15 protein-coding genes are annotated in these 15,937 nt (G+C 65.3%); 1 reads left to right on the forward strand and 14 read right to left on the reverse strand.

What is annotated here, in order from left to right:
* Nucleotides 1-14: 14 nt before the first annotated feature.
* The 13 genes from B0G57_RS03120 to gspG all read right to left on the reverse strand — a co-directional run bounded on the left by B0G57_RS03120 (nucleotide 15) and on the right by gspG (nucleotide 13,534).
* Nucleotides 15-1,670, reverse strand: coding sequence for a multicopper oxidase domain-containing protein (locus tag B0G57_RS03120; RefSeq protein WP_018439136.1), 1,656 nt, complete (start codon nucleotides 1,668-1,670; stop codon nucleotides 15-17).
* 10 nt (nucleotides 1,671-1,680) lie between these two features.
* Nucleotides 1,681-3,144, reverse strand: coding sequence for a multicopper oxidase domain-containing protein (locus B0G57_RS03125; protein WP_399277621.1), 1,464 nt, complete (start codon nucleotides 3,142-3,144; stop codon nucleotides 1,681-1,683).
* Nucleotides 3,145-3,403: 259 nt separating this feature from the next.
* On the reverse strand, nucleotides 3,404-3,916 hold the full coding sequence (locus B0G57_RS03130; RefSeq protein ID WP_223258682.1) for a type II secretion system protein: 513 nt from the start codon (nucleotides 3,914-3,916) through the stop codon (nucleotides 3,404-3,406).
* Between the two features lie 116 nt (nucleotides 3,917-4,032).
* Nucleotides 4,033-4,443 carry a type IV pilin protein gene (locus B0G57_RS03135; RefSeq protein ID WP_035468209.1) on the reverse strand — a complete coding sequence of 137 codons (411 nt, stop codon included), beginning with the start codon at nucleotides 4,441-4,443 and terminating at the stop codon, nucleotides 4,033-4,035.
* A gap of 8 nt (nucleotides 4,444-4,451) precedes the next feature.
* Nucleotides 4,452-5,000 carry a type II secretion system protein gene (locus tag B0G57_RS03140; protein WP_018439140.1) on the reverse strand — a complete coding sequence of 183 codons (549 nt, stop codon included), beginning with the start codon at nucleotides 4,998-5,000 and terminating at the stop codon, nucleotides 4,452-4,454.
* A gap of 3 nt (nucleotides 5,001-5,003) precedes the next feature.
* Nucleotides 5,004-7,427: a type IV pilus secretin PilQ gene (locus tag B0G57_RS03145; RefSeq protein ID WP_018439141.1), complete on the reverse strand. Its 2,424-nt coding sequence runs from the start codon at nucleotides 7,425-7,427 to the stop codon at nucleotides 5,004-5,006.
* Nucleotides 7,428-8,075, reverse strand: coding sequence for a hypothetical protein (locus B0G57_RS03150; protein ID WP_018439142.1), 648 nt, complete (start codon nucleotides 8,073-8,075; stop codon nucleotides 7,428-7,430). It abuts the gene before it with no gap.
* The gene (locus B0G57_RS03155; RefSeq protein WP_018439143.1) at nucleotides 8,072-8,638 is read right to left on the reverse strand and encodes a hypothetical protein; all 567 of its coding nucleotides are present in this window, start codon (nucleotides 8,636-8,638) and stop codon (nucleotides 8,072-8,074) included. The genes B0G57_RS03150 and B0G57_RS03155 overlap by 4 nt, the downstream gene beginning before the upstream one ends.
* Complete coding sequence (locus B0G57_RS03160) at nucleotides 8,635-9,168, reverse strand: PilN domain-containing protein (protein WP_018439144.1); 534 nt, start codon at nucleotides 9,166-9,168, stop codon at nucleotides 8,635-8,637. The genes B0G57_RS03155 and B0G57_RS03160 overlap by 4 nt, the downstream gene beginning before the upstream one ends.
* A 19-nt stretch (nucleotides 9,169-9,187) precedes the next feature.
* Entirely contained in the window at nucleotides 9,188-10,093 is a 906-nt protein-coding gene (locus tag B0G57_RS03165) for a hypothetical protein (RefSeq protein WP_018439145.1), read from the reverse strand.
* Nucleotides 10,074-11,795 (reverse strand): GspE/PulE family protein, encoded by a 1,722-nt coding sequence (locus B0G57_RS03170; RefSeq protein ID WP_018439146.1) that lies wholly within the window; start codon nucleotides 11,793-11,795, stop codon nucleotides 10,074-10,076. Before B0G57_RS03170 ends, B0G57_RS03165 begins: the two co-directional genes overlap by 20 nt.
* Nucleotides 11,796-11,802: 7 nt before the next feature.
* On the reverse strand, nucleotides 11,803-13,005 hold the full coding sequence (locus tag B0G57_RS03175) for a type II secretion system F family protein (RefSeq protein ID WP_026229386.1): 1,203 nt from the start codon (nucleotides 13,003-13,005) through the stop codon (nucleotides 11,803-11,805).
* 61 nt (nucleotides 13,006-13,066) lie between these two features.
* Complete coding sequence (gene gspG, locus B0G57_RS03180) at nucleotides 13,067-13,534, reverse strand: type II secretion system major pseudopilin GspG (RefSeq protein WP_018439148.1); 468 nt, start codon at nucleotides 13,532-13,534, stop codon at nucleotides 13,067-13,069.
* Between the two features lie 320 nt (nucleotides 13,535-13,854).
* Here gspG and B0G57_RS03185 point away from each other — a divergent pair, with 320 nt between their 5' ends.
* Nucleotides 13,855-14,604 carry a sensor histidine kinase gene (locus tag B0G57_RS03185; protein ID WP_223258684.1) on the forward strand — a complete coding sequence of 250 codons (750 nt, stop codon included), beginning with the start codon at nucleotides 13,855-13,857 and terminating at the stop codon, nucleotides 14,602-14,604.
* Here the strand turns inward: B0G57_RS03185 and B0G57_RS03190 are convergent.
* Nucleotides 14,553-15,263 (reverse strand): response regulator, encoded by a 711-nt coding sequence (locus tag B0G57_RS03190; protein WP_102607158.1) that lies wholly within the window; start codon nucleotides 15,261-15,263, stop codon nucleotides 14,553-14,555. The two genes, B0G57_RS03185 and B0G57_RS03190, sit on opposite strands and share 52 nt — an antisense overlap.
* Between the last annotated feature and the right edge of the window lie 674 nt (nucleotides 15,264-15,937).

The raw sequence follows: 15,937 nt of genomic DNA on the forward strand, positions 1-15,937 counted from the left end.
CCCCTTGTCTCTCTCTAGTTCGACTCGTTGATCGTGAAAGCTTGCGGATCGACGAGCATCATCATCATCATTCCGCCTGGGAAGATGTTGTTGGTCGTGATCTCGCGCTCATTGTGCGAATGCCACATGTAGGCGAAGCCCGCTTCCGTCGTCGGCGGATTCACGATCAGCCCGCTCGGCGGCGTCGTGCCCGTCGCGCCCACCGCGCGAATCAGCGCGTCGGGCCCGAGGTAGGCGCTGCCGGAATACCAGGCGCCGTTAGCGAAGATGTTCGGATCGGGCAACGTCACGGGACCTCCGCTCGCGACGGTGCCGAACGGATGCGCTTCCAGCGGCTTGTCGTGATCGGCGCACCACTCGAAGTAATTCGGCGCGAGAGGATCGGCTGTGTAATAGCCGTTCGCATCGGGAGTACAGACGACGCTCTTGCCGTTGTAGCTCGTATGCAGTGTGTCCGTGGGACGGACGTTGTAGACGCTGCCGGGGCCCGACGTCGTATTGCCGTAGACGTCCCAGTTCAGGCCCTTGCCGGTCCAGTAGAAGATGCCGTCCATCGCGATGCCCGGCGTCGTCGTCGTCGTGAAGAGCAGTGGCCCGGCAAGCTTCGTCGGATCGGTCGCGGCGAGCAGCAGATTGCCGTCGCGCGCGAGGATGCGTACGTGATTGCCATGCTCGTGGAACGGGTGCTGCCATCGCCCGGTGCCGATGATCCGCAACAAGACGAGTTCGCCCGGATGCATGTGCGGGTTTCCGTTATAGGGCTGGTGCGGATACGCCGGCGCATAGTTCGCATCCATGTCGTCCGGCATCGAGCGGCCGTTGATCATGAAGTACGCAGGGTGATAGGGCTCGGTCTGGATGTTCATGCAACCTGTCGGCTGCGTGCAGGCGACGTTCGCTTGCTGTTCGGCCTGCAGATGAATACGCGGGTCGATCTCCGAGAACTGGAAGAGATACTCACGGTCGTAACAAGTTTCGCTATGGTTGTACGCCGCCGCCGCGTCACGGTAGTCAGGCTGCCCGTCAGGCAGCGTGGCGCTCACGGCCCGGCATCCGGCGGGCACGACAGCCGTTCCACCGCTTGCCGGCAGTACGACGAGCGCACCGTACAATCCCATCTCGACTTGCAGATCGCCCTGCGTGCCGCTGTAATATGCGTGCGTGCCCGCCGTCGTGGCGACGAAGCTGTACGTGACGGTTCCGCCATGCACTGCCTCGCGCGTGAGCAGCCCTGGCACTCCGGTCAGCGCAGCCGGACACGTACCGTCCGTATTCAGCTTGGCGGCGCACACCTGAAAGCCCGGAAACAGCATCGACGTATTCCCGGCGGCTGCGGGCAGATTGTTCGTCAGCGTGATCGTCACGACGTCGCCCTGTTTCACGATCAACGTCGGCCCCGGAACCTGCATGCTCTGGCAGTTGGCGCCGTCGAGCGGATTCGCGCTCGGCAAGAAGTTCACCGTCGTGCGCGGATTGCAGCCGTAGCCCCACGAGTAGATGCTTTGCCCGTCGGGCTGATTCACGCGGTTCTGTTCCGCTGTCAGATCGAACGTCGGGCCCGCGACGCCGGGAACGGCGGCGCGCACGGCCACCGAAAACAGCATGCCGACGAAGATCGCGACGAATCGCGCGAGCCTCGCGTTCCATGTCTTCCATGTAATGTGGCTCACGGCAGTCCTCCTAAGAGCACTTCTTCGTCGTGGGGTCGACGGCGTTGCAAATATGGACCTCGGTCATCAGGCCGCCGAAGTTCTCGGCGTCGTTCGCGAGGTGATCGAGATTCGGCGTGTAGAGGTAGAACGTCGATCCCACCGGATACATCGTCGTGTCGCTCGCGTCGAGAATGAGATCGAGCGACTCTCCGCCCCCCAACGTGATCGAGTTCGTGAAGTACGTCATGTCGTTGCCGGCCATGTCGCGCAACAGCCTCGCGTTGATCCCGATCACGTGCATCGGGATGCCGAGCGACGCGAGTGTCTGGTACTCGGTGACGTCGAGATCCGAAATCCGCAGCAGCGCCCTGCCGCCAGCCGGGATGTTGATGAGCGTCGGCAGCGGCTGCGAGTAGTGCGATGTGCCGTCGGCGACTTGCGTCGTCAGCGGGTTCGGATTGACGGTGTCCGGATAGCCGCGCCCGTTCAAAAGGAAGTACTTATCCTTCATGTCGGTGAACGGCTCAGGATTGAACGTCATCCCGATGAAGTGGAAGTTTGGGTCGAAGCCGTGAATCTGGATCGGGTACTCGACGTCATAGGCCGTCGAGCCATCACCGTCGTTGTAGGCGTAAAGGGTCGGCGCGCCGCTCTTGTTGAGCGCATGCAGCACGCTGTTCGCCGCCGGCAATGGCGTCGAGCACAGAATGTCCGTGCCGGCGCCGCGCTGCGGATTGTGGATGTCCGCGCCGCAGGCGGTACGCGGATCGAGCTGCTGAGCGAGCAGCCCCTGGTAAAGCGAAGCCCCTGCCGGCACGCGATTCTGCCTCGGCCGCACGAAGATCTGGCCGACCATGCCCATTTGCAAGTGCTCGGGAGGCGTGATATGGCAGTGCCAGAAGTAGGTACCGGCATCGGGTGCAAGGTAGTAGTAGGTGAAGCTCGCACCGATGTTGATCGCAACCGACGCATCGGGCACACCGTCATAGAACGAAGAGGCATTCGGGTAGCCGTGGAAGTGGACGGTGTGCCGCTCGAACAAGTCGGGCCGCATGATCATGCCGACGTTCGTGAGCGTGAGGAAGAACTCGTCGTCCTCGTCGATGGCCATCGTCGGCGCGGGGATGTTGCCGTTCATGACACCGATGTCCATGATCGGCCGCGGATCGACATGGCCGGAGATCAGTTGCTCGTTAGGCGGCGAGGTTGGATCGACAGCGGCGCCGTCCGCCGTCAGGCCGACCGCGCCGTTGAACGTCGCGTCGTTGTATGGATCGCCCGGCATGTTGAAGATCGAGGGCGGCTCAGTGCCGGGCAATCCGTTGCGAATGTTCGCCAGCCCCGAAAGCGGGCCGAACGAAAACATGTACGTCTGCACGCCGTCGCCCATCGTTGAGTAGCCGTCGCCGCCCGAAATCTGCTGGCACTTGATCCCGCCATGCGACGTGTCGGTCGGATCGGGATGGGTGATCGTGGCAAATGGACATTGCACGCGAAACGATTGCGCGCGAACGGGCAACGCGAACAGCAGCAACATCAGCATCGCGATCCCGCCGCGCGCCACGCAAGTAGCGAACATATGACCTCCTGGAATCTGGTCATCTCCGCGCGATCCGCTGCGGGATCATCGTTCCGTCCCGCTCGGCGACCGTGCTGTCATCACGCTCATCCCCGGCATGTCTTATTGTGCTTAGCGCATGCGGAACGCGGCATGGGTGAAGCTCCTACAGCGGAGGTAGGGCAAGCCAGAGTCAGCGGCGGGGACTACCGGGTGGGCGGATGAACGGCATCGACGAAGACTGCGACCACGGCGCCGAAGGCACGCCGGCCGCGGTATTGCCGCGCCATCCGGGCGGCGGATAGAAGAACTTCCAGTCCGAATAGGTCTGCGCCTTGTCGAAGAACGCGAAGAGCCGCGGGAAATTCGCGTGCTTGATCGGTACGCGATCGGAGCTGCTATAGACCCCATAGATGCCGTTGCCGTCGCGCATGAACTGCCAGTCGGTCTTGCCCGTCATCGGGTCGGGGTAGGCTCGCCGCAAATGATGAATCGGAACGGGAAAGCGCTTGTCTTCGAGAAGATCGTCGATCGTCGCTGGCAAGGTCCGGCCCGCGAGGTAGTAGCGCTGGATCGCGAGCCGATATTGGTTGCCGACGAACAGCAGCTCCTCCTCCTGGCGCCGCTGCTTTTCGAGCGCCCAGACGTCGAGGCCCGCGAGCAGCGCGATCGATGCAAGCGAAAGAGCGATCAGAAGCGCGAGCATGACGAGCCCGCGAGGTCGGCGCCGGCCGAGTGTTCCGTCGGCTCGGCGCGCAGCAGCGATTCTGCCAGATGCGCAAGCGCTCACGCGAACGTGCGCGCCGATTGACAAGCCCGCCTTCATTTCGCCGCTGCCTGTGCCGCCGCTGATGAAGGTGCCGGCGCGGCGGCGCGCACCTCGCTTGCCGGCCCCACGTCGTAGACACCGCTCTTCGACGTGTCGGGAGAAGCGATGACGGTCCAGGCCGTGCCGCCGCTCACCGGATCCACGGGAATACTGCGCAGATAGTGCTTCGCGACGAGGTCATCGAGCGTGTCCGGGTATTGGCCATTGTCCCCGTAGTATTTGTCGATGGCATCGCGAATCACCGAGATGTTCTGCTGCTGCACCTGACTCTTGCCGCGCTCAATGCTGTGAAAGTATTGCGGCAATGCGATCGTCAGCAGCAGCCCGATGATCGCCATGACGACCACGAGCTCGATCAGCGTGAACCCTCCAGAACAGACTACATGTTTGCTCGAGCGCTTCATGAGCGGCCTCACCATTCTTTGTACGGAATGCCGTTGAGCCCGACGCCGTCCGACTTCGAGCTGACGTCGAAGATGTCGTCGTCGCTCACGCTCGAGCCCGGGCTGTCGCCGCCCTGCGCGCCTTCGGGCGGGACGCCGTAGGCGCGCGTATTCCACGTTTCCTCGGCGGGCGTCGTCGGGTCCCCCGTGAAGAACGGGTCGCGCGGCACATGGCGCATAAACGTCATCAGCCCTCCGTTCGGATCCTTCGCGTCCTTCACGCCATCGACGAGCACCGTGAGCGACGGCGGATAGCCTGACGCACCGGGCGGGTGCTCGATCGCGCCGGAATCGCTCGCGTCCTTGTAGGCGTCGATCGCCGTGCGGATCACTCGGAGGGACACACGCAGTTCCTGCTCCTTGTCGCGCTGAACGTTCAGCTCCGCGAAGGGGACGACCGCGAGCGCGACGATCGCCACGAGCGCGAGCGTCATGACGAGCTCGATGAGCGTGAAGCCGCGAACGCGTCCGATCGCGCAAGGTCCGCGAGGGCAAGGGTGCGCAGCGCGTCGCATCATGGCTCAGTTCGAGTCGACGGGAATGGCGTGCAGCGGGTTGTCACTCGCCATGTCGCTCGGCTGCGCCGGCATGATCGGTGGCGGGGACGGAGCGGTCGACGCCGCCGCTTGAGGCGCGGGCGCCGTTGAGCTCTGCTGTCCCGCCGTTGCCGCTCCGGTCGACTCGTGCGCGGCAGCGGTGTCGGCCGTGGGCGCCGAACCGCCCGCTCCTCCCGCGCCCGCCGCCTGGGCATGATCCGCGGCCGCCCCATTTGCCGTCGCGCCGCCCGCCGCAGCACCGCCCACCGCCGTGCCACCTGCCGCCGCCCCTGCGCTCCCCACGCCGCCGCCAACCGCCGTTGCCGGTAGCGGCACCGACGTCATGAACCGGCCGCCGAACATCGTGGGCGGCGCCGTCGTACGCGGCGTCGCAGGCGGAACGCCGAGCGCGCCCGTTACGGGAACCGTCGCGGCCCCGCTTGTCGCAGCGCCCGCTTTGTCCGCTCCCGGCAAAGCGTTGCCGCCCCCGACATGTCCAGGCGTCACGGCAACGACCTCGGCAGAACCGACGGCAGCGACCGGCACCGCGCCGGAAGCCGTTGCGGGAGCAGGAGCGGGAAGCGCGGGCAACGCGGAAGCCGTGTCCACACTCGGCGGATCGAGCCGCAGCTGCTCCGTGCGCACTTTCTCGTCGGTGCCCGACCACATCTCGCGCGTGTCGGCATCGGCTGCGAGCTGCGGCCGGATGATGTGCGGCGTGATCATCAGCACGATCTCCGTCTTCTTGTGGTCGCCGTTGTGATTCGAGAACAGCCTGCCGAGCACCGGCAGCTGGCCGAGCCCCGGCACCTTGTCGGCCGCGTCGCGGTCTTCGTCCTGAATCAAGCCGCCGAGGATCTGCGTCTCGCCGTCCTTCATCCTCAAGCTCGTCGACGCGCTGCGCGTGCCGATCTGATAAGCGAGCGAGCTGAGTCCGCTTTGCGAGTTGCTGCTCGAGATCGTGTTCGTGATGTTGCTCACTTCCAGGTTCAACTTCATGCCGACGTCGTTGTCGCGGTAGACCTGCGGCTCGACTTCCAGCTTGATGCCCACGTCGAGGTACTGGATCGATTGCGAATAAGCCGGGCCGCTCGTGCTCGGCACGCTGGAGCTCGAAATCACCGGCACCTTGTCGCCGATGAGGATTTTCGCCTTCTCCTTGTTGCGCGTGCGAATGCGCGGGCTTGCCAGCAGGTTCGCATCGGTGTCGGTCAGCTTGAAGTTGGCGGTGGCCGACAGCCCGCTCACGGCGAGCGCATTGACCGGCAAATGATGGAGGTCGGCCCACGTCTGTACTGAGTTCGGCGTCGACGCGCTGAAACTGTTGGGCCAGTCGATGCCGAGATCGGTCAGCCGATCTCGCGACACTTCGAGCACCTTCACCTCGAGCATTACTTCGGGGTCCGGAATATCCTGCGCGGCAATCATCCGCTCGGCCACGCGGATCGTCTCCGGCGTCGCGCGAATCGTTACCGTGTTCGCTCGCTCGTCGACTACGACCTCCTTGATTTTCAGAAGGCTCTTCAGGAGCGTCTGAATCTGTTTCGCATCCGTATTCGAGAGCTGGAACGTGCGGACTTTCAGATCTTCGTACTCCTGCTCTTTCGCCGGCGTCGCCGGATAGATGAACACGGTGTTCGCGTTGAGCACCTTCTTTTCGAGCTGGTTCTGCATGAGGATCATGTCGACCGTATCATCGAGCGAGGCGTTCGAAACGAATATCGTCGTCTTCAGATCGGCACGCACATCGCGGTCGAAAATGACGTTGAGGCCCGTCGTGCGCGAGAGCGCCTCGAACACCATCCGCACATTGGCATCGCGAAACTGCAGCGATACGGGCTTTTTCATGATCGACGTCGATGCGTTTTGCTCGTCGGCCGCAAGCCGAGCCTGGCGGCGCTTCTCGGCGAGCTCGCGATAGAGCCGCAGCGCCGCGACGTTATTCGGGTTTTCCGCAAGCACCTGATCGAGCCGCTGAGCGGCGCTATCGAGCGAGCCGCGCTTCACCATCCGATCGACTTCGCTCAAGATGAAGTCGTCGCGCCGATCCAGCTCGATCGCCGAGCCGATCCGCTTGCCGCGCTCGCTCGTCGGATCGAGCTTCCACGCCTCCTGCAGCTTCTGGATCGCCGCGCCGTAGTCGTGCCGGACGCGGAGCTGGTCGGCCTCGTCGAGCAGCGCCGTGACCTCATGGTCGCGCTCGTCGAGATACTTGAGCTGCGCCTTCGCGTTCGTCGGCTCGCGTTTGCTCGCGGTGCGCAAATCGTCGATATTGGTCGCGCATCCGCCGACGAGCGACAAGACGACGGCCCAAGCAACGCCGCAGGCAAGCGGCGCGAACTTCAAATCCCGGGGCAGGTGGCAACGGTCCGCTTCGCGCGCAACACCCCGTCTCGATGACGGTTTCATTTAGTTCCCCTCGCCCTCGATGGTCATTACCTGCTTCTCTCGGAGCGGCAGATACGTAAACACGGCCGCCGTGGCCGCAATCGATTCGAACCGGTAACGGCCGTCGATTACCTCGCCCGGCGAGACGATCAGCAATTGATCGCCATTCGCCAGGAAGACCTGCGGCTTCGCCTGATTCGCATTTGACATTCCCACATAAGTGAACGGCAGCGGCGGCGCCGCGGGCGGCGGCGCCTGCACCGCTTCGGCCACCGGCGCGGGCGGCGGTGGCGGCGGCGGCAGCCAGGACTGCACGTTGAACGGATCGTTTTGCGCTTCCGGGGAGAGCCGCGCCCGTAACGCGGCGAGCTTCTGACGCGCCGTACGCGCGAGGGCATCGTCATCGGGGGCTCGCGCTTGCGGTGACGATGCGTCAGGAATTGCCCCACGTTTGGCAGGCGCGCTCGAAGCCGTCGCAGTCGTTGGGGGACGTGCAGCCGCGCGCGGCGCGAGCCCCGCTGCGCCGTGTGGCCTGGCCGCGCCGACGCTCAATACGCTCTCGCGCGAGGCGAGCGCGCCGAATGCATCGGTCACGCTCAGATAGCGCGCGCCGAGCCAGGCGAGCATTGCCGCACTGGCGGCCAACAGGGCGGCGGATAGCGGCTTCATGATCGGCTCGCGCGATAAATGAGGTTGAAGCGGATCCTCGCTTCGAGCACGTCTCCGCTCACGGCGGGCCGTTCGACGTGAATCTCCTGCAGCGCCGCGTTGGGGACGCTGTCGAGGACGAGCGCGACGAAACGCCGGATCGAGACGTAGCGATCCTTGACGGGCAAGAGCACCTGGTAGGTCGTGAACGGCCCGGATCGATCGCCGCCGACCTGATATTGCGCCGAGCCCAGCGTCAGATTCGCGGCATGGGCTTGCGCAAGAATCGTCGCGACGTCGTCGCCGTTTTGAGCGAACGAAGGGAATAGCTCGGGCAATGCGGCAAGCACCTGAGCCGGATCGTCGGCATGCCTTCGATGCTCGGGATGGGCGGCCTTTACAGCATGCGCAAGCACGATGCGCTCACGAACGCTTCGCGTATCGGCGTTCAAGGCCGGCACCGCACTCGACGCCGCGGCCGCCACGGCAAGCACCGCGGCGCCGGCGAGGCCGGGCCAGCCGAACGAGCGCCGCAACTCGAAACGCACGGTCCGCGCCAGGTCGCTGAGCCCAGTCGCTCTCATGACTTTCTCCATATCGCGGTGATCTGAAAGCGAACCGGCACGCCTGGCGTCGTGGTCTCGACGAGATGCGTGTTGAGGACGGCTTCGCGCAGCAAGGCACTGCCCTGCAGGTACTTCAGATACCGGACCATCGCATCGAAATCCTTCGCTTCGGCCGTGATGCGAATTTGCCCTTGCGCCGGGCTCTGATCGATGCCGATGAGAGCGACATCGTGCTCGCGGTACCCTTCGACGATGGCGAGCAAGTCCTGCCACGGCACCGTGATCTCGCTGAAGACTGCATTGATCTCCTTCGCCTGTTGGCGCGCGGCGGGCGTCGAAGCCGCGCTGTCGTGGCGCGATGGCGCCGGCGCATGAAGATGCACGAAAGCGGCGAGTGTGTCGTGTGCCCGTTCGTTGGCGCGGTAGGCATGCCATAGCGCATCGCCCGCAAGGAGCGCCGCAAGCACGGCGAAGATCGCGAGCGCAACGCCGGCCCGCGGATTGCGCGCGCCGCGTCGTGCGAAATCGAGCGTGAGAAGCGGCGTCATGATGCCTCCCGGGGGTCGTTCATGTTGCGAGCTCCATCAGCCCGAGAGCCGGCGGCGCGCTGCTCATGTGGGCGTGCAGCGCGGTGAAGCGCGCGAAGCTCCGCTCGAACGGCTCGGGATCGAGCGCAAGGCCGCAGAGATAAACCCCGCATTCGGCCCCGCGCGCCGCCGCCGACCGCTCGAAGATTTGCCGCGCGGCATCGGCAACGGCATGCGCGCCCGCGTCGCCTTCCTCGGCGCCGTCGCGAAACACGCGTTCGGTGTCGTAGGCGGACCAGCCGCCCTTGCCGATCGTCACCGCGTGCAGCAGCGTGTCAGTCGCGACGAGCAGCCAACCGTCGCCGCCCCCGATTGCGGACCGGACGCGGTTCAATATTCGCGGCAGCGCAAGCACGATGCTCGCGACATCGACGCGCGCCTCGGCGCTTTTCTCGCGAATTCCCTCGATGAGCGCGCGCGGCAATGCGCTCGCGAAAAGCGTCCGGCCGCCGGGCTGCACCTGCCACCGGACGATGAGCGTCTCGCCGTCGACGCCGAACGTATCGGCGAAGTAGGCGCCGGCGACCTCGTCCAGATCACGTGCGCGCAGACTGCGAAAGTCGCCGCGCAGGATTGCGTGACGGCCCCAGAAGTCGTCGAGCACGATGGCGGCGCGGCGGGGACCGGTGCGCGCCTCGACGCTCGATGGCGACCCGCCTTCTGCATCGGTGCTCGCATCCGTGCTCGCATCGTCCAGCGCGCGGCCGAACGCATCGAAGAGGCCAGCGTCCGTGTAGCGCAGCGCCGATTCGATCTCGACGATCCGCACCGCGCTCGGTGCCGCATCGCGCGCCGCCCGCCGCAGCCATGACCGGCGCCGCCGGCCAACCGCGACGTCGCAGGTGCCGAGGCCGATGGCGAGTGTGTCAGTCGACGATCGTGACACGATTGATCTCCTCGAGCGTCGTTTCGCCGGCCGCGAGCAGCTTCACTGCGGCCCGCCGCAGCGTCGTCATTCCGCAGCGCAGGGCCGCGCTTTTGATCTGACCGAGCGGCGCGCGCTCCGACAGCAACTGGCGCAATTCGTCGTTCATCCGCAGCGCCTCCGCGATCGCACGGCGCCCTCGATAGCCCGTGCCGCGACACGCCGCGCAACCGATCCCGCGACGAAACCGGTACTCGTGCGCCGTGCCGGGATCGATGCCCGAGCGCGCGAGCAGCTCCGGCGCGATCGTCTCTTCCAAGGCGCATTCGCCGCAGCACTGGCGCAACAAACGCTGGGCGATCACGCCGTTCAATGCGGACACGAAGCTGTACGAGTCGACGCCCATGTTCGTGAAGCGACCGATCACATCGAAAACATTGTTCGCGTGCACCGTCGTGAAGACCTGGTGACCCGTGAGCGCGGCCTGCACGGCGATCTGCGCCGTTTCCGTGTCGCGGATCTCGCCGACCATGATGCGATCCGGATCGTGCCGCAGGATCGAGCGCAACCCGCGCGCGAACGTGAGCCCCTTCGCTTCGTTGACGGGAATCTGCAGGATGTCGCCGAGCTGATACTCGACGGGATCCTCGATCGTCACGGTCTTCTCGAGGCCGTCGTTGATCTCGGTCAGAATCGCGTAGAGGGTCGTCGTCTTGCCGCTGCCTGTCGGCCCCGTGACGAGCAGCATCCCGTACGGCATCGCGGCGACCGTGCGCATGAACGTCATGTCGGCCGCCTGAAAACCGAGCGCCTCGAGCGTGAGGCCGCCCGCGGCCTGCGAAAGCTGATAACGATCGAGAATGCGCAAGACCGCATCCTCGCCGAAGAGGTTCGGCATGATCGAGACGCGAAAGTCGATCTCGCGGGCGGCGAACTGCGCCTTGAAGCGCCCGTCCTGCGGCACGCGGCGCTCAGCGATGTCGAGCTCGGAAATCACCTTGAGGCGCGACAGAACCTGGTCCGCGAGCTCGCGGCCCTCCATCCGGCTAATCACGCTGAGCACGCCGTCGATGCGGTACTTGATCACTAGACCGTTGCCGCGGCATTCGAGGTGAATGTCGCTCGCCTGCATCTTGAGCGCGTCGTAGATCGTCGAGTTGAGCAGCCTGACGACGGGGCTGTCGTCGTGACTGATGCCCTGCAGCGTCAGCGCGAGCGCGGCCGTGTCGCTCGCGTGCTTCGCCGTTTCCCCAAGCGCGACCGTGTCCATCGCGCGCACGTCTTTTTCGCGCGCGGCCAGATAGGCATTCAGATCGCCGACGCTCGCGAGCGCCCAGCGGTACGGCACGCGCGGCCGCGCGCGCATGCGTTGATCCACGCAGCCGCGCGTGCGTGCATCGAGCGGATCGGCGATCACGAACAGCAGCCGCTCGCTGCCGGCCTCGCCATCCCGGAAACAGATCGCGAGGCGCGACGCCGCCTCGATGAACGGCATGATTTCGAAGTCGGGCTCGAGCCGGTGCATCTCCCGCATGCCGATCGGCGTCATGCGAAACGCCTCGGCCAGCCCGGCGAGTGCCGTCTCGCCGTCCACGCCCATATGCGCCGGCAGCGCCTCGAGCGCGCGGGCGGCCGACCCATGGTGCTCGACGAGCGATGCGAGCGCCTCGCGATACGGCGTCCGGTTGGGCTCGGCACTCGCGCAGATGGTATCGGTATCCATGTCGTCCCTACTCGATGCTCGACGCCAACTGGAAGATCGGCATGTACATCAGCACGACGATGCCGCCGATCACGACGCCGATGACGATCATCATCGCGGGCTCGATGAGCCGCGAGATCAGATCGATCGCACGTGAGACGTGCGCCTCCTGAAAACTCGCGACCTTGTCGAGCACGGGCCCGAGGCCGCCCGTCTTTTCGGCGACGGTCAGCAAGCGGAATGTGATCGGGCTCGCGAGGCCGCAGTCGAGAAACGCCTCGGAAATCCTGCCGCCGTTGCGCACGCGCTCCAACGCAAGCACGAGCGCTGCGCGATCGGCGCGCGAGACGAGTGCCTGCGCGAGATCGAATGCCTGAACGACGGGAATGCCGCCATCGACGAGCATGGCCGCCGTCCGAAAGAACTGCGCCTGGCGATAGATGCGGAAATACTCGCCGATGCCGGGCAAGGCAAGCACACGGTCGGCCGCCCAGTTACGCACCGAAGCACGGCGTAGTGCAACGAGCGAGCCCAGCACGACGATCGCGAGGGCCGCCGCGAGCTCGGCGCCATGCGCGTGCACGAGCGAACCCCAGGCCATGAGCCATTGCGACAGCAACGGCAGCTCATGTCCACTGTGCTCGAGCAGGCCCGCGAACCGCGGCACGACGAACGCGAGCAGAAACAGCACGACGACCGAGCCGACGGCCAGCAGCACGGCCGGATAGACCGACGCCGAAATCACGCGCGCGCGCAGCGCCTGCAACGTGGCGCTGTTGCGCGAGTAGCGCTTGAGGCTTTCGGCGAGGCCGCCCGTCTGCTCGCTCGCCTTCACGCAGGCGACGAGCACGGGCGGGAACACATCGTCCGCGAAGTTGAGCGCGGCCGATAGCGAATGACCTTCCTCGAGCCGGCGCAGCAAATCGCGATAGACCTGCGCCGACGCCTCGCGGCGCTCGTTGCTGCCGAGCGTGCGCAACGCGTCGATGACGCTGACGCCTGCATCGATGAGCGCGGCGAGCTCGCGCGCGAAGAGCTCGACATTGAACCTCGCGCCGCCGAGCGCCGTACTTTGCGCGAGCCGACGGCGGGCGACCCCATCGGCTCTAATCGAGATCACGCGCAGGCCTCGCGAGCGCGCAATGCTGGCGGCGCCATCCGACGTATCTCCTTCGAGGCTGATCGTCTGCACCAGACCGGCCGCATCGAAGACGCGCAACGAGTACTTCACTTTACCCCTCCCCCGGCAGCCCGCCCGTTCTCACGGCGCACCGCGCAGCCCCATCCCGTTTTCACCACGACGTAATCGCGACGTCCTCGCCCGTGCCGCCCGGCTGCCCCGTCCGTCCGAGCGTGTAAAGGTCGTACTCGCCATGCTCGCCCGGCGAGCGATAAACGTAAGGACGGTTCCACGGATCGGGCGGCACCGCCTTCTTCAGGTACGGCCCGCTCCAGCGCGGCTCGTTCTGCGGCCTCGTGAAGAGCGCATCGAGCCCTTCCTCCGTCGTCGGATACTGGCCCACATCGAGCCGATACTGGTCGAGCGCCTTGCCGAGCGAGTCGATCTGCGCCTTCGCGATCTTGACGTTCGACTTGCCGATCTGATTGAAGTATTGCGGCGCGACGAGCCCCGCCAGAAGTCCGATGATGACCATGACGACGAGCAGCTCGAGCAGCGTGAAGCCGGCACCTTGCCGTATGCGGCGATGCGGGCCGTCGTGCCGGCAATCGCCGCGCAACCGTGCGAGCCGCGACATCATCTGCCTATCGATGTTCACGATCCCTCCTTCGCCGCCCCGGCGTCGCGCCCTATTGGGCTTGATCCCATTCTTGTCTGTCCATTACAGTGCAATAAGTGAGGAACGCCCGCCCGCGCGCATGGGTAATTCCCCGCTACGCGGTTGCCTGACGGCGCCCCGTTGCGCGAGGGCCGGCGAAACACAAGAATTCAGTTAGCCCGCGTACATAACGGCGAATCCGATGGACCGCGCGGGCCGACGTACGGGCGTTACCCCGCATGCTCCGGCCGCGCGCGATCTGGCGCGGCTGCTCGCACGCACATACCGTTTTCGGAGGCCTCATGATCGCTTTGCCACCCGGCGGACTCCGGAACATGAAGTGGCGCGAGGTCATGGATGCCGTGCGCAGACGCGTGTTCGCGGCTCGGCACAATCGCAAGGATTTCGGCGCCGCCGTCGTCATCGGCCAGGACCTCGAGCGAAAACGAATCACGTCCGAACTGCACGACGGACTGGGCCAGGCGCTGACGCTGATCAAGCTGACGATCGAGGACGCGCGCATCCGCCTTCGCGGAGGCCGCACGCTCGAAGCGCGCGAGCTGCTCGACGCCGCCGTCATCAGCATCTGCGAAGCGATCGGCGACGTACGCCAGATATGCAACGAGTTGAATCCCGTGCTGCTCGAGCGCCTCGGGCTCGTCGCTTCGCTCGCATCTCTTTGCGCGCGCGTCGATGAACGCGTCGAGACTCTCAGCGTCCGTTTCGATTGCGGCGTTCAGGACGCGGAGGTTCCCGGCAACCTGCGGGCCGACGTTTTCCGCGTCGCCCAGGAGGCGCTCACCAACGCGCTGAGACACGGCTCGGCGAAGACGATCGACCTGGGCCTGCACCGCACCGAGCGTTGCCTCTCGCTGACGATCGAAGACGACGGCGTCGGCTTCGACACGCTCTGCCCGGCCACCGATCCCGACCTCGACGGCGGTCTCGGCCTGATCGGCATGAAGCATCGCGTCGAGGCGGCCGGCGGCACCTTCGTCGTTCACTCGAGCGTAACGGGCGGCACACTCGTCTCGGCAATCTGGAGCGTATGAGACATCGGCGCGATCAGGCCCATGTCGATGGCGGCAAGCACGAGCCCGGTCAGGTTGCAGATGTCGAGCTTGTGCATGAGATTCGCGCGGTATTTCTCGATCGTCTTCGGGCTGAGATTGAGATAGTGCCCCACCTGGCGGTTCGTGCGTCCCTCCGCCACGAGCTTCAGCACGCTGCGCTCGCGCGCGGTGAGAAGCTCCCACGCGCTTTTTGGCGCCGACGCGTCGCGGCCGGTCACGAACGACTGAACGAGGTTGCCGTAGACGTCGGCGCTCAAGTGGCGCTTGCCCTGCATCACGGCGCGCAGCGCCGCCACCAGTTCGTCGAAGGAAGCGTCCTTGAGCACATAACCGTCCACACCGACGCGCAATGCTTCGCGAACGTACTCCTGAGCCTTGTGCACCGTGAGCGCCACGATGCGAATCTGCGGCGAACGGCGCTTGATCGTCGCCACCGCATCGATGCCGTTCATGCCCGGCATCGCGAGATCGGTAAGGACCACGTCCGGCGCCAAAGCGATGGCCTGCTGACAAGCCTCTTTGCCGTCCCGGGCCTCCCCGACCACCTCATACTCGCCGAGCGCGTTGAGCATCGAACGCAGCCCGCAGCGAAGCAAATGATGATCTTCCGCGATCAACAAGCGATGCTTTATGCTCACGGCTCACCCCTTCCCATATCCCTGGCTCGTACGCGCCGCCTCTGAGGCGTGCGCACCGTCTGCGCGCCACGGCCGGATAGCCGGCCGCTTCTCGATTTTTTCCGCGGTCGATGGGCGGCACTCGCGAGCCGGCTCATCCCCTGCGTGCAATGCGCGTCGTGATCGCAAATATCGCGCCACGCCCTGAGCGATGCGGCGCCAGCGAAGAAGCGCCATATTGAGAGCCCATGCTCGGCCGATAAACGTTTCAGGCGTGCAACGCCGGACGGTCGGCAGGCGAGTTCAACACGAAGGGACGCCCGCCCGCGCGGGCAAACCGCGGTGGCGGCGTCTCAAGAGTGAGAAAGACGATATGCGTGGTCGGCAAAGTGACCGGTAACTCCGCGGCGGCGGCTGCGTGTGCGCCGAACCCCGAGTTTCCGCAACGCCGATCCGTGTTATGCGCGGCTCATTGATCTTCGGGGCACTTGAGATTGCAGCCGTCCGGGTCGCCGAGCTCGCCCTTCTTGCGCAGCTCGGACCGAGCGCTCGATGATCGCCATCGATTCTTGGCAATCATGCGGTGATCGCGTGAACTACGCTGGAAACCGTCTCAAAATCGAGACATTCTGGGCAGGCGCCAGGTGTTACGGATCGCAAACGCGAGCACGCTGGCCTTCGACTGTGATAGCGAT

The sequence above is a fragment of the Trinickia symbiotica genome (assembly GCF_002934455.1).
Classification (GTDB): domain Bacteria; phylum Pseudomonadota; class Gammaproteobacteria; order Burkholderiales; family Burkholderiaceae; genus Trinickia; species Trinickia symbiotica.